We start from the raw sequence: 23,856 nt of genomic DNA on the forward strand, positions 1-23,856 counted from the left end.
AGCCTTCGTCCAGCTCACACGGGATCATCGCGTTCGGGCACCTTGTCAGTCGGCCTCACCCCCAACCGATTTCGTGGAGCCGGTCGTCGTCGATGCCGTAGAAGTGGGCGATCTCGTGGACGATCGTGATGACGAGCTGCTCGCGGAGGTCGTCGCGGTCCCGGGCGAAGGCGATGAGGTTGTCGCGGTAGAGGAAGATCGTGTCCGGCATCTCGAGTCCGCTCTGACCGCGCTCGCCGATCGGGATCCCGTGATAGAGGCCGAGCAGGGTGCGGCTGCCGTCCTCGGGACGGTCCTCGACGAAGAGGGCGACGTTGTCGAGTTCGTCGGTGACTCCGGCAGGCAGCGATTCGACCGCCTCCTCGAGGATGGCATCGAATTCCTCGTCGCTCAGCTGCTCCATGGCCCCGATCCTAACGGGCGGATCTGACACGGGAATCCGGGTGCGCGAGGCCCGCGAACGGGGCCGGGATTCTGTGACGGAGGACACCGCGATCTGTTTTGCATTCTCCGAAAAGGTTGGGATAAGCTTAACGTCGTTGCCCACGGGGAATCCGAGAGCAAACTAGGCCCCCATCGTCTAGAGGCCTAGGACACCGCCCTTTCACGGCGGCGACACGGGTTCGAATCCCGTTGGGGGTACGGTGTAGGATCGAAAGGTCTGTCACCACAACAGCAAGGCCCTGTGGCGCAGTTGGTTAGCGCGCCGCCCTGTCACGGCGGAGGTCGCGGGTTCGAGTCCCGTCAGGGTCGCGGAGCATAAGGCTCTTCTTCGGAAGAGCCTTTGTTTCTCTCGGCATACATGCGTATGTCGGCGGCCAGGCTCTGTAGCTCAGTTGGTAGAGCGTTCGACTGAAAATCGAAAGGTCACCGGATCGACGCCGGTCGGAGCCACCACATGGAAGCCCCGCTTCCCCAGGCATTTACTGGGGAGACGGGGCCTCCTTCAATTCAAGGATTGACAGATCGTAGGTTCTATGCAGGTCACTACGTAGACACTTTTGCTCGATCCCATAGTCACTTTTTGGACGCTTTTTGACGGCAGGAACACCTGCCTACTCAGGCCGCGCCAACGCCCTCGCCATTGCCGCACCGAGCCTTACCCGATCATCCTCGAACAGCCCGGCATAAGTGTTCAACGTCATCTTGGCGTCGGCGTGGCCGAGCATCTTCTGCACTGCAATCACGCTCGCGCCTGACGCGATCGCGTGCGACGCTGCGGTGTGGCGCAAGTCATGCGGAGTCGGCGTCGAAAAGTCGACATCCCCCAGACGGAGAACCTGAAACCCGTCACCCCCGTGCTTCGCCTGAATCACCTTCACCGCCTGGTCGAACTGACCAGAACTCTCGAACCACTCCCCCGGAGTACGCAACACATCCCGAAGAGACTGCGAGGAGGATGCCGCGCCGACGGCAGCGGCCGTCTGGGGACCAAACCATGCCCGCCCCCTCTTCCGCTCGGAGACCCCCAGCTGCGCCTGCAAAGTAGCGATGGCCGTCGATGCCTGCCGCGCCGCCGGACCGAAAGACCGCTTCGACCAGTTATCCCGATTAAGGTCGCGGTGCTCCCTCACCGTCGAGAAAACCCTCGACTCATCTGACTTACCCTCAACCTGCTCGATCAGAAGATCGAGCACCCACTCCGAGATCGTCACCGTCCGGGTCTCATGCGTCTTCGTCCGCGACTCATATACCTTCCCCTTATCCATGGCGAGCGCCTTCGAAACGAAGAGATCCCCCGAGTCTGGGTCGAAGTCGCCAACGCGGAGCGCTGCGGCCTCACCGAAGCGGAGACCGGTGTTCGCCATGACGAGGATGAGGTTTCGCGTCATCACGTCCGGCGCACACGCCGCGAGTCTCCACACCTGTCGGCCCTCCAAATAAATGTGCTCCTTCGCCTTCCGAGAGATCGGGCGAGGAGCCCGACCACCGGAGCGCGTCTTCGCAGGATTCTCACCCAGGTACCCCTGATCTATGCACCAGTTGAGAAGCCTGACGAGCTGATCGTCCGCGACACCTCGTTGCCTGGGCGACGGGCCCCGGCCCTCCGCCGAGACCATCCCGAGACGCCACGCCTCAACCGAGGCGCGGTCGAGCTTGCCCAGACGAATCGACCCGAGGGTCGGAGCGATCCACTGTGCGTGGATCGACTCATAACCACCGATAGTCGAGGGTGACGCTCCATCATGGGACCGCCCGCCGTAGACGGACAGATACTTGATCCACTCTGAATGGACCTCATCGACAGACTTTGAGGCGGCCCTCGACCTGTCCCGAGCTCCCCCGGAATTGAGATGAACCTCAGCATCGAAGTCGTCGGCTTCCACCTTCGTGCGGAAGCGCTTCCGCTTCCGGCTATTCGATGAGTCGTACCAATCAACTTCCCAGCGCTTCGCGCGGGAACCCTTCTCCCATTTACCCGTCGCCTTCAGGTCAGTGACAGCCACCTCGACACCCTCTCGCTCGTTGTCGTCGCGTCGGGCCTGAATGCCCGAGCTGTTAGCGGAAAGATACCATGGAATCGAAAGGTCAAGGACGCACCGAGGCGACTCCGACACGGTCAGCCGGAGGCCCGCGTCCACGTGGAACACGAGCTGGTAATCAACACATTTAAAGGTTGCACCAAAATTCAGCTGTGAACTTCATGTGAGAAAGATAGCTGCAAGTAACTCACTTACACCTGTAAAACCAAAGATCTCAGCAGTCCGCCGATGCGGCTGCGCACCTTTCGACATCATCGACAAAAGGTATGAAGGCTAAAAAGTTGCACCCCAGTGGTACACTTAAATCGTCACCATTTTCTGTTGGCACAACAAACACCGTTTCACGTGAAACGGTGACTCCACTCTAACACCCAGGCGGTGCCGCCGCAACCCCGGCGGCAGGAGACAGGAGGACCGGGCCGACACCCCGGCCCAGAATTGGCAACCGAATAGAGGAACACGAATGAATCACGCATTCGACGGCCACGCCGTCACCGACGGCTGGGCCTACTGCGAGAACTGTTGGCGTCAGAAGCAGTACACCGAGTTTCACCGATCCACACGGACGCCGCGAGGCGTCTACGTCTGGTGTCGCACATGCGTGGAAGACGCAGCTGAAAACAAACGGCTCTTGCCCGAGCCGTTTTACAACTCGGATCAAATACTCGAACCCAATCCGATCCTCTCAGGATCGGTGAAACACCAAGCCGCCCCACAGGCGGCATAACAAGAAGGGCATGACGGTAGAAGCAACACCATAGGAATACCCCCTCGAAACGAGGGTGAACGGCAGGGGCCGCTTGGCCCCGCGAGAACTGGGGAAGGAGGACATTGAAGAACCGAGAGAATGAATTAATTGGTACACCACAGACGAGGCGGCGAGGACGGCCTCGAAAGGACAAGACGCCATGCTCGATTGAAGGATGCGAAAGGATCTCAACTCGCAACGTCGACGGTGCTCGCGTCTGCGATACGCACCGAATGCAAACCTATCGGCAGCAGTCAGGACTCTGTTCGGTGCGGGGTTGCGACGGTGTCGTCCGCCTCGGGAAAAACGTGCTCGCCGGTACTGCCGGTCTCACGAAGACCGGTACCTCGCCGACGCTCCGAAACGCCGAGACGCCGCCCTGGCAGAACTGGCCCGGCGGATCACTCACGACGATCTCGGGGGGATTCATTGTTGGATGGTCGACGCCAACGTCAACCGTCCAACGGTCGAGGTCGACGGACTCCGCTGGGTCGCCGTGAGATTCTTGCGGGCGATGTTCTACGGGCCGCATCGAGGCGGCCTCGAACTGCACCACGTCTGCGGGAACGGCTGGTGCGTGAACCCGGCCCACTGCTGGCCGTTGACCTCGAAGCTCAACCGAGAGATCGAGGGCAACCTTGACGAATACGACGGAGCGGGCTGGCTGAAACGGTTCGCCCCGATCACGGAAGGCTTCGACGGCTGGTGCAGGGCGGTCGGACTCGACCACGGGATGCGCCGTCAGATCGACACCGGCGCACGCCGGTACGCCGACCCCCAGACATGGCGATGACAAGACACCTTGAGGAGGTGAACACATGCAGTCCCCAACGGGGACGCCCGGCCCCACAGGCCGGTCATCGCAAACAAGGAAACAACAAATGAACAACGCCCATAATCTTCTCGAAGATCATCCTGACCTCGAATGGTCGACCGTCGCCGATCTGGCAATCGGTGATTGCTACACCACGTCGACACGGTCACCGCTGACCTACATGATGCTCGACAAACGCAACGGCTACCGAGGGCGCGCCGAATTCGACTGCACCACGCTGGTCGGACCAGCAGGCGGTAGAGCATCAACAAGGACGTACTACCGAGGCGAACAGGAAATCCTCATTGTCCCCCCGGAGGAGGTCGGGGACCGAATCGCAGCCGCCGCACTCGCCTTCGGTCAGCGCCCGTTCCACGGGCACGACCGCATCGAACTGGGCCGCGACTGCTGGCCGCTGACGCTGGTCCCCGACGACGCCGAGGTGGTCGCGTGAACGACGCCGACATCGAGCTGTTTCGATCCCTCCTCGCCAACCAGATCGCCGACATCCAGAGGCAGATCGACAAGCTCGAGCTTCGGGATCAGCGTGCAGCGGACGCGAACCGGGCACGCCGGATCGCGGAGCTGCTGGCACAGCTCGACCAGCTCACCGACGTCCTTGACCGGATCGACGGTGAGGTCGAATGAGCACCGTACTGCATCCAAACTACGCGCCGCCACAGAAGGGATCACCTGCAACAGAATCCCCCCGAATGGCCCGCCGCTGGCAGGAGAACCACACGAATCCAGCACGAATCACGCGAAAGAGAACGCATGACTAAGAACCGAAATATCCCCACACCCGCCGAAGATGCAATCCGACCCGGCCACGAGGCCGTCTCCTCCCGCCTGACGAAGGCCCGCGACGAACTCGCCACGGCCCAACAGGCCGAGGCGGACGCGCAAGCGAAGATCGACGCGCACGAGGCCCTAGCCGACACGAAAACGGCCAAGCCGAAGGACTGGGCGCACGACCTCGCCGAACTCGAAGGATCACTGCGCTGGGCGTCGAAGCGGGCAGCGCTCAAGCGCCAGGAACTCGCCGAGGCTGAACGCGAGATGGTTGCAGCAGACCGTGCCCTGGCCCTCGCGCGAATGGAAGACCGAGCCGCCGTCATCGCGGGTTTCGACCGGGACGAATTCATCGCCCGGTACCAGGAGAAGATGGTCCCGCTGAAAGAGGAGCTTTGGTCTGAAATCCACTTGCTCGAGGACCTCGAACGGGAGGTCGCGGAGATCGCCAAGGCTGCAGGCATCGACCGAGGCGATGAGCGGTACACGCCCCCGCCCGTGAGCGCGTCCAGCACCGAGCGGCACATGTTCGACGGCATCGACCTTCACCCTGCGAGCCTCACCTCGAACACCGTCGAGGAAGCGCTCGCCGTCGGAGACGACCCCCGTATCGAGGCGGCCCGTGAGGCCTACTTCGCTGAACTGACGGCCAAGCGCGATGCGGAAGAGCGGGAGCGCCGCGAAGAGCGGGAGCGCATCGCAGAGTATGAGGCCCACCGCGAACGCCTGGCCCGTGCCAGCGGGCACCGCCCCCGGCCGATCCAGTACAGCGACGGGGCACGTCCGATGAAGACAAGCCGGCTTGCACCTGGCCTTCGCCCCAACGGCTGACAACTGAAACACCCGGAGCGCCCTCAAGTCCTGATCGACTTGGGGGCGCCCTTCAATTTTCTGACCAGAACCGGGCGCGGCGTCGCGGACCCGCCCCGACTGTTTACCGCCCCCACGACCCCGGCCAGGCGCTCCGTCACCCCGGCATACTTAACGATCGTTAAGTAATCATGGACATCTGAAGTGGGAGCGAGCACAGATGCTAACCACCTGCGGTGCCGGAGGATGGGGCGGGAGGGGGCTATCCCCCCTCGGATCACAGCTGTCACGGCATCAAGGCCAGCCCCCGGCCTGCCGCCGGGTGCCGACCGGGGTACGCGCTCTCGGGTTGCGTCGGCGCGCCCCTCGGCTCGCCCGGCTCGCTGTGGACCCTGGGCTGACTCACTGCCCGCCCCGCGCTCAGCGCGCGCTTGCGCCGCGCTGTGGTCCTCCATGCGTTGGCGCGTGCGGGCAAGGTCGAGGGCGTGCCTCACTCGGCCGTGAGCCTCACCTCTTCGACCAGCCGCCCGTAGGCTCAGGCCACAGGGCCGAACAGGCCCGTATTGAACTCCAGGTGGTACGCCTCCCAACTACAGGCGAGGCCGCGTCGGATCAAATCAAGCGACACGGTCGCATCGGGCTCGAGATGCTCGATCCCCTCCAGCGCATCGAGCACCGCGCAGACAAGCGCGGTGTCCTCCGACTCTCGGATGTGCCCGAAGTCATCGAAGTCCTCGGCCGCGGCCTCTATGATCGTGCTCTGAACGAGGGTCTCGGGGTGCAGCTCGCGCAGCACCTCAAGCGCGTGACTCACGATCACGCCCTCGCCGACTCGAACGAGCTTCCCAATGCCCTCCGACATGACAACGTCGATCACCTGTATTCCACATTCGCCGAATCGGCATCCGTGGTTCCTCTCGAACGCCAAGCTGTCATCATTCTCGGTGCCGCTCATGTCGCAATCGTACCCGGCAGGGCCGACACCAGGCGAGGAAGGTGTCTCGTAAAACGATCCCCCAGACGATACACGCGAGCACTACTCAAACACTCCGTGAACGATCAATCTCGCGTCTCATCTTGCGTGTCCACATTGATCTTGATAGATTGTCTCACAACGCAACGTTTCATGAGACACATCTAGGGAGGCCATCATGGCGAACAAGACATTTGGATACGTGAGAGTCAGCACCAACGACCAGACGGTCGACCAGCAGGTTGACGCGCTCAGCGCAGCAGGAGTCGAAGAAGAGAGCATCCTCCAAGACGTAGGAGTCTCCGGGACACGACAACAGCGCCCCGGGCTCGACAGCCTGCTCGCCCAACTCCGACCAGGCGATACCGTCAAGGTCTGGAAACTCGACCGGCTAGGCCGGTCAATGGCTCACATTGCCACCCTCATCGAACAATTCAAGAACGCCGGCATCACGCTGGTCTCCATCACAGACGGGATCGACACCAGCACATCCGCCGGGCGGATGATGGCCGGAATGGTCATCACAATGGCCGAGTATGAGCGTGAACTTATTAGCGAACGCACCACGGCCTCGCTCGCCAAAGCGCGCGAGAACGGCAAAGTCGGCGGCAGGCGGCGTGTCATGAACGAGAAGCTGGCACGCCGAGTGCTCGCCCTCATCGACTCGGGGCACACGGCACCCGAGATTGCCGAGGTCCTCGGTAAGTCTCGACCGACGGGCTATCGCTACGTCAGGGAAGCGGAGGAGATGAGGGAGACTCTCAGCCTGTAGTTGTCGCATAGCCGTGGCCCTGCTGTGTCACTTGCAGATTGATTAGGCCGGTAGTATTGCTTCCCGTCCATGCCTGTCGTCTTGACCGGCTCGTCGATGATCTCGCCGGTATCGGTGTTGACGTGCGGTGGAGTAGGGTCAGGTGGGACATTTGTCCCACCTGAAACATCGCGCCTCACCTGCCTATCGCTCGCCCCCACTATCGGAGCGATCGCCCTGGTGCTCATTCCCTCGTCCGAGAGCATCCGGACCATGTCCTGCCGTTCGGCACGAGCGAGACGCAGCTCCCGAGGTCCCCAAGACGGTGAACGCCGGCCGCCGCACCACTCCTCTAAGCTACCCTAGATCATGGAATAGTAACATCACAGTTTCATTCCAATGACGATTTGACACTAGGTGGTAGAGCAAACCAGCGTGGTATAAGCGACTCGGTTAACGACTGCCGCGCTTGCGAGGATCGGCGGCCCGAGCGCGCGCCGGGTCGAGGTGACCTCGGCGCGATCACCGTCACGGCAGGGACGAAGCGAATACCGGAATCCGCTGCCGCATCAAAGTCATTACCGCCGAAATCGACAGTCACTTTTTGGACACTCTCATATTCCCTCCCCCACCAACACTGACCATACATCGAAACTGAAAATCGAAAGGTCACCGGATCGACGCCGGTCGGAGCCACCACCACGAAGAACCCCGCGGATTCCGCGGGGTTCTTCTGTGTCTCAGGGACCGGCAGTTGCCAGGGACGAGCAGCTGCCACGGGCGCGAGGCTCAGGCACTCGCCTTCGCGGTGACGCTGGCGATGAGCACATCGGCCGACCGCTGGATATGGCACTCGAGGGCATCGACCGCGCGCTCGACATCACGGGCCACCGTCGCCTCGGCGATCTCCCGGTGCTCAGCGGGAACGTCACGGGACTCGTCGACGACGAGCTCGCGCGACCAGTGGACGAAGAGCGCCGAGCGCGCCCGCAGGTCGGTCGCCACCTTCGCCAGCGTCTCGCTGCGGCCGCCGGCGAGGATCACCTCGTGGAACGCCCGGTGCACATGCCCCCACTCCTCGGTGATGTGCCCGCCCCCGTCGGTGAAGGGCGTGCGCTCGAGCATGTGGTGAGCCGCGAGCACATCCGACTCCCACGACAGGCTCCCATCGGCGATCGACTCGCGCAGGGCGGCGGCTTCGATGATCCGGCGGGCCCGAGTGAGATCCTCGAGCGCTCCGACGGTGAGCTCGGGAACCGAGAAGCCGCGCTGCGGACTCGCACTGAGCAGTCCGTCCTGGGCCAGCCGGGTCATCGCCTCCCGCAGCACCGAGGCGCTGACGGAGAATCCGCGGGCGATCTCGCCGATGCGCAGCTTCGAGCCCGGGGTGAAGCTTCCGCGCAGCAGCTCGGCGCGCAGGCGATCATAGGCTTCCGCGGAGAGCGTGCTTCCGGCTCGAGGTGCAGGCATAGCGCCAGTATAGATGGAACAGCCATCTGTCGACGTTTGCTGAAAATATCTTTTTTCTCTTGCAATGTCGTGATTCAGCTCATACGGTGGACACCACGCGACGACCGATCGTGGCGCAGAAGTCGGATCAGAGCCTGTGGCATCGCAACGCCGATGCCGGGATGCAAGGAGGCACCATGGCTGATATCGAAGTACCCGTTCTCATCATCGGCGGCGGCGGAGCCGGACTGTCGGCCTCGATGAACCTGTCGAAGCTCGGCGTCGATCACCTGCTCGTCAGCTCGCTGCCCTACACCTCGAAGCTGCCGAAGGCCCACGTGCTCAATCAGCGCACGATGGAGATCTTCGAGGAGGTCGGCGTGGCCCCGGAGGTCGAGAAGCGCAGCACGCCCGCCGAGAACATGAAGGCCACCGGGTGGTACGCCGCTCGTCGGCGACCACCGGTACTCCGGGCGCCGACTCGGCCATCTCGAGGTGTGGGGCGGCGGCTACACCGACCCCGACTACATCGCGGCGAGCGCGAAGCGCACGTGCAATCTGCCCCAGATCCGCCTCGAACCGCTCCTCCTCGACCACGCCCGGACGCTCCATCCCGACCCGCGAGGCGTGCGCTTCAATCACGAGGTCACCGCGATCGAGCAGCTCGACGAGGGCGTGCGCGCGACGGTGCTCGACAAGGACACCGACACCGAGTACACCGTGCGTGCCCGCTATGCGATCGCCGCCGACCGCGGGCGCACGATCGGCCCGGCCCTCGGCGTCGGCATGACCGGTCCGACGGACCTCATGATGATGGTCTCCGTCCACTTCTCCGCCGACCTCTCCCAGTCGGCCCGCGACGACGATGTGCTCATCCGCTGGCTCGTCAATCCGGAGTTCGGCGGATCGTGGTCCTCCGGCGTCCTCGTGGCGATGGGACCGGAGCACTGGGGCACGACCTCGGAGGAGTGGGTCGTGCATCTCGACTACGCGACGCACGACAAGGACGCGCTGAGAGACGATCTCGTCATCGAGCGCCTGTGCACCGTCCTCGGCGTCGACCGCTCGGCGCTCACGGTCCACAAGGTCTCGCCGTGGATCATGGAGGGAGTCGTGGCCGAGAGGTTCAGGACCGGCGACGTCTTCTTCATCGGCGACGCCGCCCACCGCCACCCGCCGACCGGCGGACTCGGGCTCAACTCCGCGATCCACGACGGGTACAACCTCGCGTGGAAGCTCTCCCTCGTCCTCGCCGGCAAGGCCGACGACGCACTGCTCGACACCTACGAAGCCGAGCGCCAGCCGGTCGATCAGGACAATGTCGACGCCGCGGTCGCCTCGGCGATGAATCACTTCACGATCGACAAGGCGCTCAACCTCTCGCCCGAAGCCTCCGCTACGGACAACTGGGCCGAACTCGAGCCGATCTGGGACGACTCGCTGCCCAACGCTGCGGAGAAGCGCCACGCGCTCAACAAGGCGATCGGGACGCAGACGATGGAGTTCCGCCATCACAACGTCGAGTTCGGGTATCGGTACGACTCCGCGGCCATCGTCTCCGACGGATCGCCCGACTACTCCCCCATCGACCCCGTGCGGCTCTACGAGCCCTCGACCAAGCCGGGCCATCCGCTCCCCCACGCCTTCGTCGAGAAGTCGAACGAGCGCATCGCGCTCGGCGACCTCGTCGCCGGTGGGCACTTCCTCGTCCTCGCCGGCGAGGACGGCCAGGGCTGGGTCGATGCGGCGAACCGGCTGGCCGCCGAGCGCGGCCTGCCGCTGAGAGCGCACACCGTCGGCCTCGAGGGCTGCGACTTCGTCGACGTGCGGATGGCGTGGATGAAGAACCGCGGCATCAGCTCCTCAGGCGTCGTCATCGTCCGCCCCGACCGCTACGTCGCCTACCGCTCGGTCGCCGGCGTGCCCGACGCCGACAGCGAGCTCCGCCGGGTCTTCGACTCGCTGCTCGCGGTGACGCCGGGGTCTCAGGGTGCGGGGTCTCAGGGTGCGGGGTCAGGGTCGCGCCTCGGCACATCCGAGTCGAACGGGGTCGCGGCGGCAGGAGTCAACGGCGTGACTGTCTGAGGACGCTCGAGACGTGGAGAGGGCCCGGCGCGGAGCTTCCTCAACCGCGCCGGCTCCGGACCGGGCGGGCACGGGACCGGGCGGGCGCGGGACCGGGCGGGCGCGGGAACCGCAGGACCGCCTCGGCGAGCTGGGGAGATCCCGGAGATCTCTGCAGGGGATCCATCCTGCGCGACCGATTCCTCAGCACTTTCCGCTGCCTGTCCCCACCGTCGCGCAACGGTGCAAGAATAAGGATGTACCGACCCGAACCAAGGAGCGACCATGAGCACCGGCGACACCTGGGCAGACGACACCGATCCCGCTGACAACGACTTCCTCACGCAGGACGACGAGTTCGACGAGGAAGAGCTCGAAGAGGACGACGCCGAGCCCACCGGGGTCGACCTCACCGGTCTCGAGGAAACCGCCGACGAAGCCGAGGACGACGCCGAATCGGACGACTTCGACGAGATCGACGACGAGGACAGCGAGCCCTACGTCGAACCGGGCGCCGAAGGACCCGAGGGCACCGGCATCGAAGGCGCCGACGACGCCCTCATCGCCGACGCCGGCTGGGACGACGAACAGGACGCCCCCGCGCTCGACGGCGACCTCGACACCGACCCGACGACCGCCGCCGAACAGGGCAACCGCGACGGGGACGACATGGTCTCCTACGGCGACGACGACTCCGAGGTCGCCGAGCTCAGCGGCGACGATCTCGACGTCGACGCCCTCGCCGACGATCACGTCGAAGAGGTCGACGTCATCGACGGCATGCCGGAGACGATCGACAACGCCTACTGGGAGGACTGACCCTCCCCTCCCTTCCGCGCGCCCTCTCTCCTCGCTCGCCGAGGTGGGAGGGCGTTCGCATGTCATCGCGGGCTCCGAAAATCGCTGAGCACAGAGAATCTATCGATTTTTGCGTTCGAATCAGTTTCGAGAAACCCATTGACTTCATCTGGATCGTGAACTACACTGATGTCATTAACCACGTTGACGTGGGAAGACAGGTGAATCCCCGTGACCGACACAACCGAATCAGTCCCTTCCGGAGCTCAGCCTGGCCGAAACAGCCGGCGCATCAATGTCGATCCGGACTCCCGTTTCGCCGCTGCCGTCGACGTCTACTCCGCGTGTGACCGGGCCCAGCTCACCGCGCTCGAGACGACTGCCGCGCTCTTCCACGACGAGGTCATCGACCACCTCAACCTCATGAATCCCGATGCGGACGAACCGTACCGGCACGCGAGCCTGACCGAGACCGCTCGACGCTTCGCGCGGGCGCGCACCCGCGACGACCAGGCTGATACGGCGTCGGACAGTCCAAAAGTGCCTTCGGAACGCGATGACGGCGAAGCCTCCGACACGGCAGTCCTGCCCGGCTTCCCGCGCTTCCGCGAGACCCAGTCGATCGACGGCTGGGTCCATGCGCACTCCCACGCCGAGGACATCGCGGAGCTCGCGACCATCCTCGGCAACTCGATCACCACGACCTACACCCACATCACCACGGCGATGCTCCTCATCCACGGACTGCCGAAGTTCCACGAGCGCTGCCTCGCCGGCGACTTCACCTACGCCCACGTCGTCGCCGCCGCGCGTCTGTGCAAGGACATCGGGTTCGCCCACCTGCCGGAGATCGACTGCTACCTCGCGCGGCGTCGCGCCGATGTCACGATCGAGACCTTCCGCAAGTCCCTGGCCATGAAGATCAGCGTGGTCGAACCCGTCGAGGAGCGCAGCGAGCGTGCCTTCGACCACCGCCGCGTCGACCTCACCACCCATCCGGACGGCACGTCGTGCCTGACGATCACCGGCCCCTCAGCGGAACTCCAAGCCTGTTTCCTCCGCATCGAAGCCTTCGCCAAAGCGATCCGGAACAACAGCACCGCACCGTTCGCCGACATGCTCCCGTCCGGTGCCGTCATCGAAGACGACCGCACGATCATGGCTCTGATGTTCGACATCTTCACCCAGACGAGGCCCCAGGTCGGCATCGAGGTGCGGGCCCACGACACCGACACCGGCGAGGTCACCACACGGGAGATCCCCTTCGACACCGAGCACGTGCGCAGCGTCGCCGACATCGCCGATGCCCTCACCGCGGCGGCCGATCGGTTCGAGGAGGCGGTCGACGTCGACCGCGACGAGGAGGGTCGTCCTCTCCTCGGTCTCAATCTCTCCCTGCCGACCACAGGGTTCTGGTTCGCCAATCAGGCCCGGATGATCATGACGGTGCCGCTCATGTCACTGCTCGACCAGTCCGAGCTGCCGGGGACGTTCTCCGACGGCTCACCGGTTCCGGCGGACATGGCGCGACGCGTCGCCGGCCATTGCTCGACGTGGTCGCGGATCCTCACCGACCCCGCCACCGGCACTCCGGTCGATGCCCAGGCCAAGAGCTATTACATTCCACAGACGGTGAGACAGACGCTCATCGCCCAATGGCAGTCGTGCACCGTCCCCGGATGCCGACGGCGAGCAGAATCCTCAGAAGTCGACCACATCATTCCGTTCGACCACGATGACCCCGAACACGGCGGACTCACCGTGTTCGGCAACCTCCATCCCCTCTGCAAATCGCACCACCAGGCGAAGACGGACAGGAAGTACGCCGTGTGGATGGAGTCCGCCGGCCTCCTCCGGTACCGCTTCGCCCACGGAGTGAGCGCGATTCTCGTTGCAGGGGACAACCCTGTCAACGTCGAGCACGCCAGGCAGTTCGCCACGGTCGAACCACCACCCGAGCCACCGCCCGAGTCGCCACCTGCGCCACCTCCCGAGCTACCACCGCCGCCGGAACCACCGCCGCCCGAGCAATCGCTGCCGGAATCGGGAGACACGCGCATCTCCGACGACTGTCCCGGTCCGCAGGGCGAAATCGGGAGACCCGGCTGGGTCAAGCGCATGGGAATCGTCCGGCGGCCGGCGTCCCCTCAGCAGGAATGGGTCTGGGACAACGGCGAGCCGCCACCGTTCTGAGTTGCGGGCACTGCCGCGTGGCCGAAGGATCGAGGCGCTCTGTTGTACGGCGTCGCCGTGTTGCCGGAAGAGTCTGCCACTCCGAGAGGCAACCCAACCCCAGATATGGCCCGACCGGGCCCGGGATCAGATCAACCGGACCCGGCCGGACGGCCGAATGTCGCCATCACCTAGGAGCTAGCACACCCCAGGAGACGACTGGTCACCAGGAGATGACGTGCGGGACGCTCACCTGCTTGAGGCCCTCGAGACCGAACTCGAGGCCGTAACCGGACTTCTTGACACCGCCGAAGGGCACGCGAGGATCGATGGCGCCGTGCTTGTTGATCCACGTCGAGCCGGCTTCGAGTCGCGCCGCGACCCGCTTGGCCTCGTCGAGGTCGGACCCCCACACCGAGGAGCCGAGCCCCACTTCGAGCTCGTTGGCCCAGGTGATCGCCTGGTCGAGGTCGGTGTACTTGATGATCGGCAGGGCGGGACCGAACTGCTCCTCGGCCACGAGCGGGTTGTCGTTGTCGATGTCGGCGACGATCGTCGTCGGGTAGAAGTATCCCGACTGGCCCTCCTGCGGGTCTCCGCCGACGAGCACCGTCGCTCCCCCGTCCTTTGCCGCCTGCACGAGACGGGCGACGATGTCGTACTGCTGCTTGTTCTGCAGAGGACCGAGCACGTTGTTCTCGTCAAGGCCGACACCCATCGGCATCTGCGCGGCGACCTCGACGAGGGCGTCGCAGACCTCCTGGTAGAGGGACTCGGGGACGTAGAGTCGCTTCATCGCCGCACAGGTCTGACCGGTGTTGATGAACGCGCCCCAGAAGAGGTCGGTGGCGATTGCCTTGGGGTCCGCGTCCTCGAGGACGATGCCCGCGTCATTGCCGCCGAGCTCGAGGGTGAGCCGGGCGAGGTTGTCAGCGGCCGAGCGCATGATCGCCTGCCCGGTCTTCGTCGAGCCGGTGAACATGATCTTGTCGACGTCGTCGTGGTCGGTCAGCGCCGCACCGACGGCCCCGTCACCGGCGACGACGGAGAGCACGTCGGCGGGCAGCACCTGATTGATGACGGCGATGAGGCCCTGGACCGACAGCGGTGTGTACTCCGAGGGCTTGACGACGACGGCGTTGCCCATCTTCAGGGCCGGGGCGAGCTGCCACACGGTGATCATCATCGGCCAGTTCCACGGACCGACGGCGCCGACGACGCCGACCGGGTCGTAGACGAGTTCGGCGTGCGTGCCGTCCTCGTCGACGAGGACCTCGGGTTCGAGCACGAAGGCCGCGTTCGCCCGCAGCCACGCCGCGCAGGCGCCGACCTCGAAGCGCGCGTTGGGCCCGTTGAGCGGCTTGCCCGCCTCGCGGGAGAGCAGCTGTGCGAGCGCCTCGGCGGAGGCCTCGATGGCGTCGGCGGCCTTGTTGAGCAGGTCGTTGCGTTCGGCGACGGGGCGCGAGGCCCACGCCGGCTGCGCTGCGACCGCGGCGCTGACGGCCGCGTCGATGTCGGCGACGGTGCCCTCGTGGGTGCAGCCGATGACATCACCGGTCGCCGGGTCGGTGATCTCGCGACCCGCCGGGTCGTTGATCGCGGCGAGCAGTCCATCGTAGGTCGTGAGGTCGGTGCTCATGATGCTCCTTCGGTTCGGATTCGGTGAGTGGGACGGGTGCGGTCGGGTGGAAGCCAACGGTCGGGTCGACGCCGACTGTCAGGGTCGCGGGGTCTCATGCAGATCCTCGTCTCATGCAGGTCCTCATCCCAGACTTCCACCGGATCCGATTCCTGCATAGAGCTCGGGCCGGCTGCCGCGCAGCCAGAAGGCCCAGAGGGTGCCGATGAGCCCGGGCACGAGGACGAGGAGCGGCAGCAGCCACGAGAGCACGGTCGGCTCCGTCGTGCCGATGAGGACGTCGAAGTTCGCGACGATCGCGAAGAAGAGGACGAAGAGTCCGATGGCCGCGATGCCGGGCGCGATGAGCCGAACCCACGTCGAGTACTCCGCGCGCTGGGTTCGGAGGAACCCGATGACGGCGAGCGCGGTGAGCGCCATGAGCAGGACGAGGCCGAACGCCCCCATGTTCGTCAGCCACGTGAAGAGGGTGACGACGGGGAAGAGCGGATCCGTGCTGCTGGCGCCCGCGGCCGCGAAGACGAGGATGACGATGAGGGCGAGCGCCGACTGCGTGAGCGATCCCGCGACGGGCGCGCCTGACCGTCGTGAAGTGCGGGCGAGGAACGACGGGAGCACACTGTCGCGGCCGAGGGCGAAGAAGTACCGGGCGACGATGTTGTGGAACGCGACGAGAGCGGCGAGCAGCGAGGTGAGGAAGAGGAGGTTCGCGAGGTCGACGAACCACACCGGGGCGTGCTCGCCGAGGTAGGCGAACATGAGATCGGGACCGAGCTCCTGGGCGCGGGGCACGAGCTGCGAGGGACCTTCGGCCATGACCATCGCCCAGCCGGAGAAGGCGTAGAAGACGGCGATGAGGCACACCGCGATGATCGTCGCCCGTCCGGCCGTGCGCTTGGGATCCTTGACCTCCTCGTTGTAGATCGCCCCGGACTCGAAGCCCATGAACGCCGCGATCGAGAATGCGAGCACCGCGCCGATCCCCGGGACGAAGAGGTCACCGGGGGCGAAGCCGGCCGTCGACAGCCCCTCGGGGCTGTTCGAGAGTCCGATGACGTCGTAGATGACGACGACGAGGAACTCCGTGGTGACGATGATGCCGAGGATCTTCGCGGAGAAATCGACCCGGGCGATGCCCATGAGACCGACGACGACCCAGCCGATGAGCGCGCACACGACCCACGAGACGGTGAGCCCGAAGAACGAGTTCAGGAGTGAGGAGAAGACGAAGCCGAACATCCCGACGATGCCGATCTGCATCGCGTTGTACGACATGAGCGCCGTCAGCGCGGCTCCGACGCCGATCCGCTTGCCCAGCCCCTTGGCGATGTAGGCGAAGAACGCGCCCGCATTGTGGACGTGCTGGCTCATCGCCCCGTAGCCGATCGCGAAGAGGATGAGGATGACGCCGAGGATGATGAACGACAGCGGGATCCCGAGGAGTCCGGTGACCGCGAAGTTGCTCGGCAGTCCGCCGGCGGCGACCGTCAGCGGCGCCGAGGCGGCGATGATCATGAAGACGAGTGCCGGGGTGCCGATCCTCCGCGCATCGAGGCTCGCAGCCGCCGGACCGTGACCGTGCGAACGCACGGGACCGTTTGAGTGACCGATGCCGCTGCGATCACCAGGGCCGCCCGGACCACCAGCGCCGCCGGCATGGCCGGAACTGCTGGACTGGCCGGGGCCGTGGGAATTCCCGGTGGCAGCGCTCATGTCGTTCACCTCACAGACGTCATTGTTCTCCCCACCCTGCCGCGCCACCAGCCGGCGCGTCTTGGCTTTCCGAGCAGTCCCCTTGACCTCCCGTGCACAGCCTCACCCGGCGGCCAGGGTCACCCGGCAACCTGGGTCACGCAACGACAGTGGTCATTCGAGGTGGGTGCGGCGGAAGACGGCGGGCGGCTGACCGACGACCTTGCGGAAGAGGCGGGAGAAGTGCGCCGGATCAGGCAGCCCCCACCGCGCGCCGATCGCGGCGACCGGCACGTGCCTCTGCAGGGGATCGGCGAGGTCGACCCGGCAGCGGTCGATGCGCCGTCGGCGGATCTCCCCGGCCACACTCTCCCCACCGGCGAACAGCTGGTGGAGGGCGCGCACGGACATAAAGTGCGCGGCTGCGATCGTCGCCGGTGACAGCGTCGGATCGCCGAGGTGGTCGTCGATGTGGGCGATGACCTGAGTCCACAGCCGCTGTCGCTCATCGGGCACCTCGGCGCCGTCGCTGAGCTCATCGGCCATGACCGTCGTGAGCAGGTCGACGATATTGCCGGCGAACCTGATCCCCACCGAGCGGGTCAGGGTCGGCAGCATCGTGCCGGCGCGGACGATGACATCGGAGACGACGGCGCCGAGGTCGTGGCCGGCGCCGATCGCCGTCGCCGTGAGCTGGGCGACGCTGTCCTGCGGCAGGGTGACCCGCGACTGCGGGAACATCATGACGTACGACGTCGAGTCGGTGTCGAAGCTGAGCGTGTACGGCCGGGACGTGTCGTAGAGGGCGAGAGTGCCCGGCGCCAAAGGCACTTCGCGGCCGTCCTGGACGAGGAGACCGTGCCCGCTGACCTGGAGGGAGACCTTGTAGTAGTCCTCTCCCCCGCCGGCGATGAGCCGCGGGGTGCGCAGCACCGCGTGGGGGTTGGCGCAGATGTGGGACATGACGACGGCGTCGTAGTCTCGGGCGCTGATCGAGCCGGCGAAGGCTCCGCGGCGCTGCGGGTCGGTCTCGAGCGGCACGAACGAGTCGGAGACGAGGCTGCGCCAATCGTCGAAGTCCGCGGCCGTGCTCTCCATCAGCGTCATCGCTCTCACCTGCCTGCCTGTGCCGTTTCCTTGGATTCGCGCGTTCCGGTTGCGAGATGCCGGGTTCCGACATGCCTGGTGTCGAGCCGCGCGATGAGGTAGCTCAGCTGGGTCCGGAATCCCTCGAAGTCGAAGCTCTCCCCGCCGAGGATCGACGTCGTCTGCGCCCCGTAGAGGTAGGTGAGGAGGATGTCGGTCTCGACGTCGATGCTGACTTCAGCGGAGATCTCCCCCGCAGCGGCCGCCTCGGCGAGCCACCCGCGGATCCACTCCCGCCAGCGGGCCATCGTCGCCCGCACCTCGCGGGCCCGGACCGGATCCTGGGCCACCTCGGCGAGGAAGGAGAGGACGACGCGGGCCTCGTCGCGGAGCTCGGGGGTGAGGGGAACGACCTCGGCGGCGAACGCGTGCAGCGCGGTCAGCCCGCTCCGGCCCGCCGTGGCGATGACGACGCGGCGATTCGTCGCCTCGTAGACGTCGACATAGGTCGCGGCGAGGAGGTCGGCCTTCGACCCGAAGTAGGACTTGACGACGCCGTTGGCGAACCCCGCCTCGGCGGCGATGTCGCGCATCGTCGCCCCCGGCAGGCCCTGGCGCGCGATGATCCGCATCGTCGCGTCGACGATGTCGCGGCGACGCTGGGCGTAGTCGACGATCTTCGGCACCGGTGCTCCATCCCCATTGACTTTATTTCCTACGAGTGTAGATTATAACGTGATCCGGCTCACGCCAACCCCTGATCGCCAACCCCCAGATTCCTGGAACCCTCAGACCGCAGAGGTGGACGATGACTCCCCAGACCCCCTACTCCCTGGCCACGGATGACGAGATGACGACGGTCGTCGACACGCTCCGCGACGCCGATCTCTTCCCCGCCGCGGCGCGGATCGCCTACCTCGGGCTCCTCGATCCCGTCCGCGGCACCGCGCGCGACGCCAGCACCGTCGATCGCCGGTTCCGCGTCCTCGTCAGCGACAAGGAAGCCGGCACCGCCCGTGACATCGTCGTGTCCGCGACCCACCGCAGCGTCGAATCCGTCACCGAGGTCGACTCCGCCGTCGCCGGCGAGTTCCCCGTCATGGAAGAGGAGTTCGAGATCGTCGAACAGGTGCTCAGCGAGGATCCCGCGTGGCAGGAGGCGATCGCCCGGCGCGGTCTCGCCCTCGACGAGGTCCGGGTCGCTCCCCTGTCGGCCGGTGTCTTCGAATACCCCGACGAGGCGGGACGGCGGATCCTCCGCGGGCTCGCGTTCCACCAGCAGCACGCCTCCGACAGCGCGTGGGCGCACCCCATCGACGGCCTCGTCGCCTACGTCGATGTGACGAACCGCAGCGTCGACCAGGTCCTCGACCTCGAGGACGTGCCGATCCCGGCCGAGCACGGCAACTACACCGACCCCGAGCTCACCGGTCCGCTGCGCACGACACAGAAGCCGATCTCGATCACCCAGCCCGAGGGACCGAGCTTCACCGTCACCGACGGCAACCACATCGACTGGGAGAAGTGGTCCTTCGACGTCGGCTTCGACATGCGCGAGGGTCTCGTCCTCCAAAACATCGCGTTCACCGACGGGGATGAGACCCGGCGGATCCTCGACCGGGCCGCGATCGCGGAGATGGTCGTCCCCCTACGGCGATCCCTCCCCGGTGCGGTCGTGGCAGAACTACTTCGACACCGGCGAATACCTCGTCGGCCAGTGGGCGAACTCGCTCGAACTCGGGTGCGACTGCCTCGGCGACATCACCTACCTCTCCCCGTGGGTCGTCAACAACCTCGGCGAGCCGCGGCAGATCCGCAACGGCATCTGCATGCACGAGGAGGATGCCGGGGTGCTCGCGAAGCATTCGGACCTGTGGTCGGGGGTCGCCTACACGCGGCGCAACCGGCGCTTCGTCGTCTCGTTCTTCACCACCGTCGGCAACTACGACTACGGGTTCTACTGGTACCTCTACCTCGACGGGACGATCGAGTTCGAGGCGAAGGCGACGGGCGTGGTCTTCACCTCGGCGCTGCCGAACGGCTCGACGGACTTCGCCTCGGAGATCGCACCGGGGCTCGGCGCCCCGTTCCACCAGCATCTCTTCGGCGCCCGCCTCGACTTCGCCCTCGACGGCGGCGGCTGCCGGGTCGAGGAGGAGGACGTCGTCCGGCTGCCGGTCTCGGATGAGAACCCGCGCGGCAACGCCTTCACCCGCAAGCGCACCCTGCTCGCCACGGAGCTCGCGGCCCAGCGCGACGCCGACCAGTCGGTGGCCCGGACGTGGGTGGTGTCGAACCCGGAGTCGATCAACCGCCTCGGCGAGCCCGTCGCCTACAAACTCCATCCGGCCGGTCTGCCGACGCTGCTCGCCGCCGAGGAGTCCTCGGTCCACAAGCGGGCGACGTTCGCGTCGAAGGCGCTGTGGGTGAGCCAGTACGACGTCGACGAGCGGTACCCGACCGGCGATTTCCCCAACCAGCACGCCGGTCATGCCGGCCTGCCGACATGGACGCAGGCCGACCGCAGCGTCGACGGTGAGGACATCGTCGTGTGGCACACGTTCGGGCTCACGCACTTTCCACGCGTCGAGGACTGGCCGATCATGCCCGTCGATACCGTCGGCTTCAAGCTGCGCCCCGAGGGCTTCTTCGACCGCTCCCCCGTCCTCGACGTGCCGGCCCCCGACTCCGGCGGCCACTGCTGCGCGGAGTGAGGGGCGGGCGGGTCACACGATCAGAGAGAGACCCCGAAGACGACTGGAACCAGCGTATACATGACGATCATGATCAACCCGAGTGAGATGACGTTCAACCACAGTCCCGCACGCATCATCTGCTTGATGGAGACTTCACCCGTGCCGAACGCCACGGCGTTGGAGGGCGTCGCGACTGGAAGCATGTAGGCGGAGCAGACAGCGAGGGTCACCGCAATCGTCATGAATAGCGGATCGAGGCCGACCCCCACCGCGACGGCACCGAAGATCGGCAGGAACGCCGCTGCGGTAGCGGTGTTCGATGTCAGCTCGGTCAAGCCGAGACCTACGACAATGACTGCGACGATGATCAGCCATGGGGGCAGGCCCGTCAGACCGGCAACCTGCTCTCCCACCCATCCTGAGAAACCCGTGGCAGTGAACATCGCCGACAGGGACAGGCCTCCGCCGAAGAGCAGCAGCAGGCCCCAGGGGACCTCCTTCGCGTCCGACCATCGCAACAGCGCCCGCCCGTCGCTGCCGTTCGTGCCGCCCCCAGCGGGCACGATGAAACAGGCGATCGCCGCAGCCATTGCAACCTGCGCGTCATCGATTGACCCGAGAAAGGCGGCGTTGGCGGCCAGCCACGGAATCTGCGCGAGAAACGGAACAGCGACCCAGAAGAAGATCGCCACCAAGAAGATCACCGACACTCGGCGCTCCGCGGTGGTCATTCGCCCGAGTTTCGCGAGTTCCTCGCGGATCACACCCTCACCTCCTGGGAGCTTGTCGACCTCTGGACGGAACACCAATTTGGTGAGAACCGCCCATGCAATGAACAGCATGACGATCGCCCACGGGATCCCGATGAGCATCCAGGTGCCGAACCCCATGTCGAAGTCATAGGCCTCACTGAGATAGCCCTTCATGAGCGCCATCGGGGGCTGGCCGATCAGCGTTGCCGTCGATCCGATCGTCACTCCGTAGGCAACACCGAGAAGCATCGACGCGGCGAACTTCGGACCGACTGCCTGCCTGTTCACTCTCCGCACGAGATCGATGATCGAGACGGCGATGGGAACCATGATGACTGCGGTGGCGGTGTTCGAGACCCACGCAGAAACGAACGCAGAAGCAATCATGAGTCCGAGGACTATCTGCGATGGCTTGGTGCCCACCAGGCGAATGGTCACGAGCGCGACACGCAGGTGCAACCGAGACTTCTCAGCAGCCAGACCGAGTATGACGCCACCCAGGACCAGGAAGATCACCGGATCGGCGTAAGGGGCCGCCACGGCTTTCATCTCTCCCATTCCGAACAGGGGAAACAGCACCAGCGGGAGAAGCGAAGTCACTGGGATGGGCGCAGCCTCGGTCATCCACCACAGCGCCATCCACAGCCCGCACCCGGCCACAGCCCGGCCCTCGAACGAGAGGGAGTCAGGCAGGATTGCGGCGAGGACGAGACCAGCCAGCGGTCCAAGTGTGACGAGCCACCAGTTGCGCCTCCGTCCGCCGTCCAGCGTGTCTTCGGGGTTCGTCTCGTGGCTTCCCGTCCGATGCGTCGTTGCGTCAGTCATGTCATCTCCCAGCTCGGTCCCCGCGCAGAATCACAGCGAGGATTCCCAGTGATCTCAATCACTGTAGAGTTGACGATCAAGATACAGAAGTACAGGTTTTTCCTCTTTTCATATGATGACGATATGAATCGAGGTCCGAGAGGCCGTTCGGCAATGATCACGCCGGGCTTGATTTCTCGCGTGCGTCAACCGTGATTGGAACCCCTATGGAACTGAGACACCTGCGCTATTTCCTTGCAGTGGCAGAGGAGAAGCATTTCGGGCGCGCTGCAGATCGACTGCACATGGCCCAGCCTCCGCTCTCCAACCAAATCAAACAGCTCGAAGCCGAACTCGGCACCACACTGTTCGAGCGAACGACGCGCAGAGTCGAGGTCACCGAGGCGGGGCTGCTCCTCATGGATCGAGCCCGGCAGCTGCTCTCCGACGTCGAAGCCGCAGAGTTCGACGTTGCGGAAGTGGGCCGCGGTGCCGCCGGTGTTCTCCGGGTCGGGTTCTCGGGAACGGCAACATACAGGCTCATGCCTGAGGTCGTCAGACGCGCGCAGACCGAGCTCCCCAATGTGCGTCTTCAGATCTCCGGTGAGATGCTCACACCCCAGATGGAGAACGCCCTGCTTGAGAACCGCATCGATATCGCTGTACTGCGGCCGCCAGTGCAATCGGGCGAACTCATACTCGACGAGTTCGAACAGACTCCGATCGTGGCGATTCTCCCGATGAACCATCCCGCGATCTGCCGTTCTCCTCAAGGGCATCCGGTGAGCGTGGCAGAGTTGGCCGACACCGGCCTTGTCAGCTATCCCCGCTCTTCCACGGTGGCGTCTGCAGTCTGGGAGCTCTACCGACAACTGGGGTTCCGCCCTCGCATCGTCCAGACCGCAACGGAGACCTCCACTCTCATTGCAATGGTCAGCGCCGGCTTGGGGGTCGCACTGATCCCGGATCCCTCAGGACTGCCATTGCGGACATCGATCGCTGTCCGACCGCTGGCTGAGCAGCTCACCATCGGCCTCGCCGTTGCCCGACGCGCTCACGGCGACCACGGAAGCCACGCCATCACGCCGCTCCAGTCGGCGTTTGCCAACCTGACCAGAGCTGCCTCCGCGCACCTGCGCGACAACGCCTGACAACGCGAGAAGACCACTGCTTCCCCAGGATCGATTGCGTCGGCAATCCCGCCCGGTCGCTGAGGAGACACGCTGGCTCCACCGGACGAGCACCGCTTCAGCCAGTGCTTCAACACCGCTCTGCGGTTCGGTCCGAAAGGTGCCGCAGCGGGACTCTCAGAGTGGCTGGGCCCGAGGCTCGT

General features: G+C 65.3%; 18 protein-coding genes, 3 tRNA genes and 2 pseudogenes. 14 read left to right on the forward strand and 9 right to left on the reverse strand.

The genetic code is table 11. The annotated features are described in order from the left end of the window. Nucleotides 1-55 precede the first annotated feature (55 nt). Nucleotides 56-403, reverse strand: coding sequence for a metallopeptidase family protein (locus AC2W7K_RS06400; RefSeq protein WP_137825195.1), 348 nt, complete (start codon nucleotides 401-403; stop codon nucleotides 56-58). Between the two features lie 166 nt (nucleotides 404-569). Between AC2W7K_RS06400 and AC2W7K_RS06405 the strand changes: the two genes are divergently transcribed. The 3 genes from AC2W7K_RS06405 to AC2W7K_RS06415 all read left to right on the forward strand — a co-directional run bounded on the left by AC2W7K_RS06405 (nucleotide 570) and on the right by AC2W7K_RS06415 (nucleotide 897). Next, nucleotides 570-642 (forward strand) — tRNA-Glu (locus AC2W7K_RS06405). Nucleotides 643-679: 37 nt separating this feature from the next. After that, nucleotides 680-753: transfer RNA gene (locus AC2W7K_RS06410), tRNA-Asp, on the forward strand. Nucleotides 754-821: 68 nt separating this feature from the next. Further along, nucleotides 822-897, forward strand: a tRNA-Phe gene (locus tag AC2W7K_RS06415). A gap of 158 nt (nucleotides 898-1,055) precedes the next feature. Here AC2W7K_RS06415 and AC2W7K_RS06420 read toward each other — a convergent pair. After that, a complete protein-coding gene (locus AC2W7K_RS06420; protein ID WP_198500555.1) occupies nucleotides 1,056-2,591 on the reverse strand; it encodes a tyrosine-type recombinase/integrase in 1,536 nt (511 codons plus the stop codon). A gap of 1,076 nt (nucleotides 2,592-3,667) precedes the next feature. Here AC2W7K_RS06420 and AC2W7K_RS06425 point away from each other — a divergent pair. The 4 genes from AC2W7K_RS06425 to AC2W7K_RS06440 all read left to right on the forward strand — a co-directional run bounded on the left by AC2W7K_RS06425 (nucleotide 3,668) and on the right by AC2W7K_RS06440 (nucleotide 5,668). Next, complete coding sequence (locus tag AC2W7K_RS06425) at nucleotides 3,668-4,024, forward strand: hypothetical protein (RefSeq protein WP_198500554.1); 357 nt, start codon at nucleotides 3,668-3,670, stop codon at nucleotides 4,022-4,024. An 88-nt stretch (nucleotides 4,025-4,112) separates the two neighbouring features. Next, nucleotides 4,113-4,499, forward strand: a complete 387-nt coding sequence (locus AC2W7K_RS06430; RefSeq protein WP_198500553.1) for a hypothetical protein — start codon at nucleotides 4,113-4,115, stop codon at nucleotides 4,497-4,499. Next, nucleotides 4,496-4,693: a hypothetical protein gene (locus AC2W7K_RS06435; protein WP_198500552.1), complete on the forward strand. Its 198-nt coding sequence runs from the start codon at nucleotides 4,496-4,498 to the stop codon at nucleotides 4,691-4,693. Before AC2W7K_RS06430 ends, AC2W7K_RS06435 begins: the two co-directional genes overlap by 4 nt. A 126-nt stretch (nucleotides 4,694-4,819) precedes the next feature. Next, entirely contained in the window at nucleotides 4,820-5,668 is an 849-nt protein-coding gene (locus AC2W7K_RS06440; RefSeq protein WP_198500551.1) for a hypothetical protein, read from the forward strand. A 514-nt stretch (nucleotides 5,669-6,182) separates the two neighbouring features. Here AC2W7K_RS06440 and AC2W7K_RS06445 read toward each other — a convergent pair. Then, complete coding sequence (locus tag AC2W7K_RS06445; RefSeq protein ID WP_198500550.1) at nucleotides 6,183-6,602, reverse strand: hypothetical protein; 420 nt, start codon at nucleotides 6,600-6,602, stop codon at nucleotides 6,183-6,185. A gap of 196 nt (nucleotides 6,603-6,798) precedes the next feature. Between AC2W7K_RS06445 and AC2W7K_RS06450 the strand changes: the two genes are divergently transcribed. Further along, nucleotides 6,799-7,392, forward strand: coding sequence for a recombinase family protein (locus tag AC2W7K_RS06450; protein WP_198500549.1), 594 nt, complete (start codon nucleotides 6,799-6,801; stop codon nucleotides 7,390-7,392). Nucleotides 7,393-8,160: 768 nt separating this feature from the next. Here AC2W7K_RS06450 and AC2W7K_RS06455 read toward each other — a convergent pair. After that, the gene (locus AC2W7K_RS06455) at nucleotides 8,161-8,841 is read right to left on the reverse strand and encodes a GntR family transcriptional regulator (protein ID WP_137825869.1); all 681 of its coding nucleotides are present in this window, start codon (nucleotides 8,839-8,841) and stop codon (nucleotides 8,161-8,163) included. Nucleotides 8,842-9,080: 239 nt separating this feature from the next. Between AC2W7K_RS06455 and AC2W7K_RS06460 the strand changes: the two are divergent. The 4 genes and pseudogenes from AC2W7K_RS06460 to AC2W7K_RS06475 all read left to right on the forward strand — a co-directional run. Next, nucleotides 9,081-9,206, forward strand: a pseudogene (locus AC2W7K_RS06460) (FAD-dependent monooxygenase); the annotation flags it as partial. A gap of 109 nt (nucleotides 9,207-9,315) precedes the next feature. Further along, a complete protein-coding gene (locus AC2W7K_RS06465; RefSeq protein ID WP_486005903.1) occupies nucleotides 9,316-10,905 on the forward strand; it encodes an FAD-dependent monooxygenase in 1,590 nt (529 codons plus the stop codon). A gap of 264 nt (nucleotides 10,906-11,169) precedes the next feature. Further along, entirely contained in the window at nucleotides 11,170-11,703 is a 534-nt protein-coding gene (locus tag AC2W7K_RS06470; RefSeq protein WP_344251448.1) for a hypothetical protein, read from the forward strand. Nucleotides 11,704-11,913: 210 nt separating this feature from the next. Beyond that, nucleotides 11,914-13,875 (forward strand): HNH endonuclease signature motif containing protein, encoded by a 1,962-nt coding sequence (locus AC2W7K_RS06475; protein ID WP_232623835.1) that lies wholly within the window; start codon nucleotides 11,914-11,916, stop codon nucleotides 13,873-13,875. A gap of 202 nt (nucleotides 13,876-14,077) precedes the next feature. On the opposite strand, the gene AC2W7K_RS06480 is transcribed toward AC2W7K_RS06475, so the two are convergent. From AC2W7K_RS06480 to AC2W7K_RS06495, 4 genes are all read right to left on the reverse strand, one after another. Beyond that, complete coding sequence (locus tag AC2W7K_RS06480; protein WP_198500547.1) at nucleotides 14,078-15,493, reverse strand: aldehyde dehydrogenase family protein; 1,416 nt, start codon at nucleotides 15,491-15,493, stop codon at nucleotides 14,078-14,080. Nucleotides 15,494-15,616: 123 nt separating this feature from the next. Beyond that, nucleotides 15,617-17,083 (reverse strand): APC family permease, encoded by a 1,467-nt coding sequence (locus AC2W7K_RS06485; protein WP_282959858.1) that lies wholly within the window; start codon nucleotides 17,081-17,083, stop codon nucleotides 15,617-15,619. A gap of 276 nt (nucleotides 17,084-17,359) precedes the next feature. Continuing rightward, entirely contained in the window at nucleotides 17,360-18,292 is a 933-nt protein-coding gene (locus tag AC2W7K_RS06490) for an AraC-like ligand-binding domain-containing protein (RefSeq protein WP_198500545.1), read from the reverse strand. Nucleotides 18,293-18,297: 5 nt separating this feature from the next. Then, a complete protein-coding gene (locus AC2W7K_RS06495) occupies nucleotides 18,298-18,957 on the reverse strand; it encodes a TetR/AcrR family transcriptional regulator (protein ID WP_198500544.1) in 660 nt (219 codons plus the stop codon). A gap of 122 nt (nucleotides 18,958-19,079) precedes the next feature. Here AC2W7K_RS06495 and AC2W7K_RS06500 point away from each other — a divergent pair. Further along, a pseudogene (locus AC2W7K_RS06500) lies at nucleotides 19,080-20,985 on the forward strand (primary-amine oxidase). A gap of 20 nt (nucleotides 20,986-21,005) precedes the next feature. Here the strand turns inward: AC2W7K_RS06500 and AC2W7K_RS06505 are convergent. Beyond that, entirely contained in the window at nucleotides 21,006-22,544 is a 1,539-nt protein-coding gene (locus tag AC2W7K_RS06505; RefSeq protein ID WP_198500542.1) for an SLC13 family permease, read from the reverse strand. A gap of 206 nt (nucleotides 22,545-22,750) precedes the next feature. Here AC2W7K_RS06505 and AC2W7K_RS06510 point away from each other — a divergent pair, with 206 nt between their 5' ends. Then, the gene (locus AC2W7K_RS06510; protein WP_198500541.1) at nucleotides 22,751-23,674 is read left to right on the forward strand and encodes a LysR substrate-binding domain-containing protein; all 924 of its coding nucleotides are present in this window, start codon (nucleotides 22,751-22,753) and stop codon (nucleotides 23,672-23,674) included. Nucleotides 23,675-23,856: the final 182 nt, after the last annotated feature.

This window comes from Brevibacterium sp. LAARM2_SD2 (assembly GCF_057364785.1).

Bases quoted from the DNA above. Each gene is read 5' to 3' on its own strand.
- AC2W7K_RS06440 (WP_198500551.1), top strand. From the start codon at position 4,820: ATGACTAAGAACCGAAATATCCCCACACCCGCCGAAGATGCAATCCGA.
- AC2W7K_RS06490 (WP_198500545.1), bottom strand. From the start codon at position 18,292: ATGACGCTGATGGAGAGCACGGCCGCGGACTTCGACGATTGGCGCAGC.
- AC2W7K_RS06510 (WP_198500541.1), top strand. From the start codon at position 22,751: ATGGAACTGAGACACCTGCGCTATTTCCTTGCAGTGGCAGAGGAGAAG.
- AC2W7K_RS06445 (WP_198500550.1), bottom strand. From the start codon at position 6,602: ATGAGCGGCACCGAGAATGATGACAGCTTGGCGTTCGAGAGGAACCAC.
- AC2W7K_RS06430 (WP_198500553.1), top strand. From the start codon at position 4,113: ATGAACAACGCCCATAATCTTCTCGAAGATCATCCTGACCTCGAATGG.
- AC2W7K_RS06425 (WP_198500554.1), top strand. From the start codon at position 3,668: ATGGTCGACGCCAACGTCAACCGTCCAACGGTCGAGGTCGACGGACTC.
- AC2W7K_RS06400 (WP_137825195.1), bottom strand. From the start codon at position 403: ATGGAGCAGCTGAGCGACGAGGAATTCGATGCCATCCTCGAGGAGGCG.
- AC2W7K_RS06470 (WP_344251448.1), top strand. From the start codon at position 11,170: ATGAGCACCGGCGACACCTGGGCAGACGACACCGATCCCGCTGACAAC.
- AC2W7K_RS06480 (WP_198500547.1), bottom strand. From the start codon at position 15,493: ATGAGCACCGACCTCACGACCTACGATGGACTGCTCGCCGCGATCAAC.
- AC2W7K_RS06455 (WP_137825869.1), bottom strand. From the start codon at position 8,841: ATGCCTGCACCTCGAGCCGGAAGCACGCTCTCCGCGGAAGCCTATGAT.
- AC2W7K_RS06450 (WP_198500549.1), top strand. From the start codon at position 6,799: ATGGCGAACAAGACATTTGGATACGTGAGAGTCAGCACCAACGACCAG.
- AC2W7K_RS06505 (WP_198500542.1), bottom strand. From the start codon at position 22,544: ATGACTGACGCAACGACGCATCGGACGGGAAGCCACGAGACGAACCCC.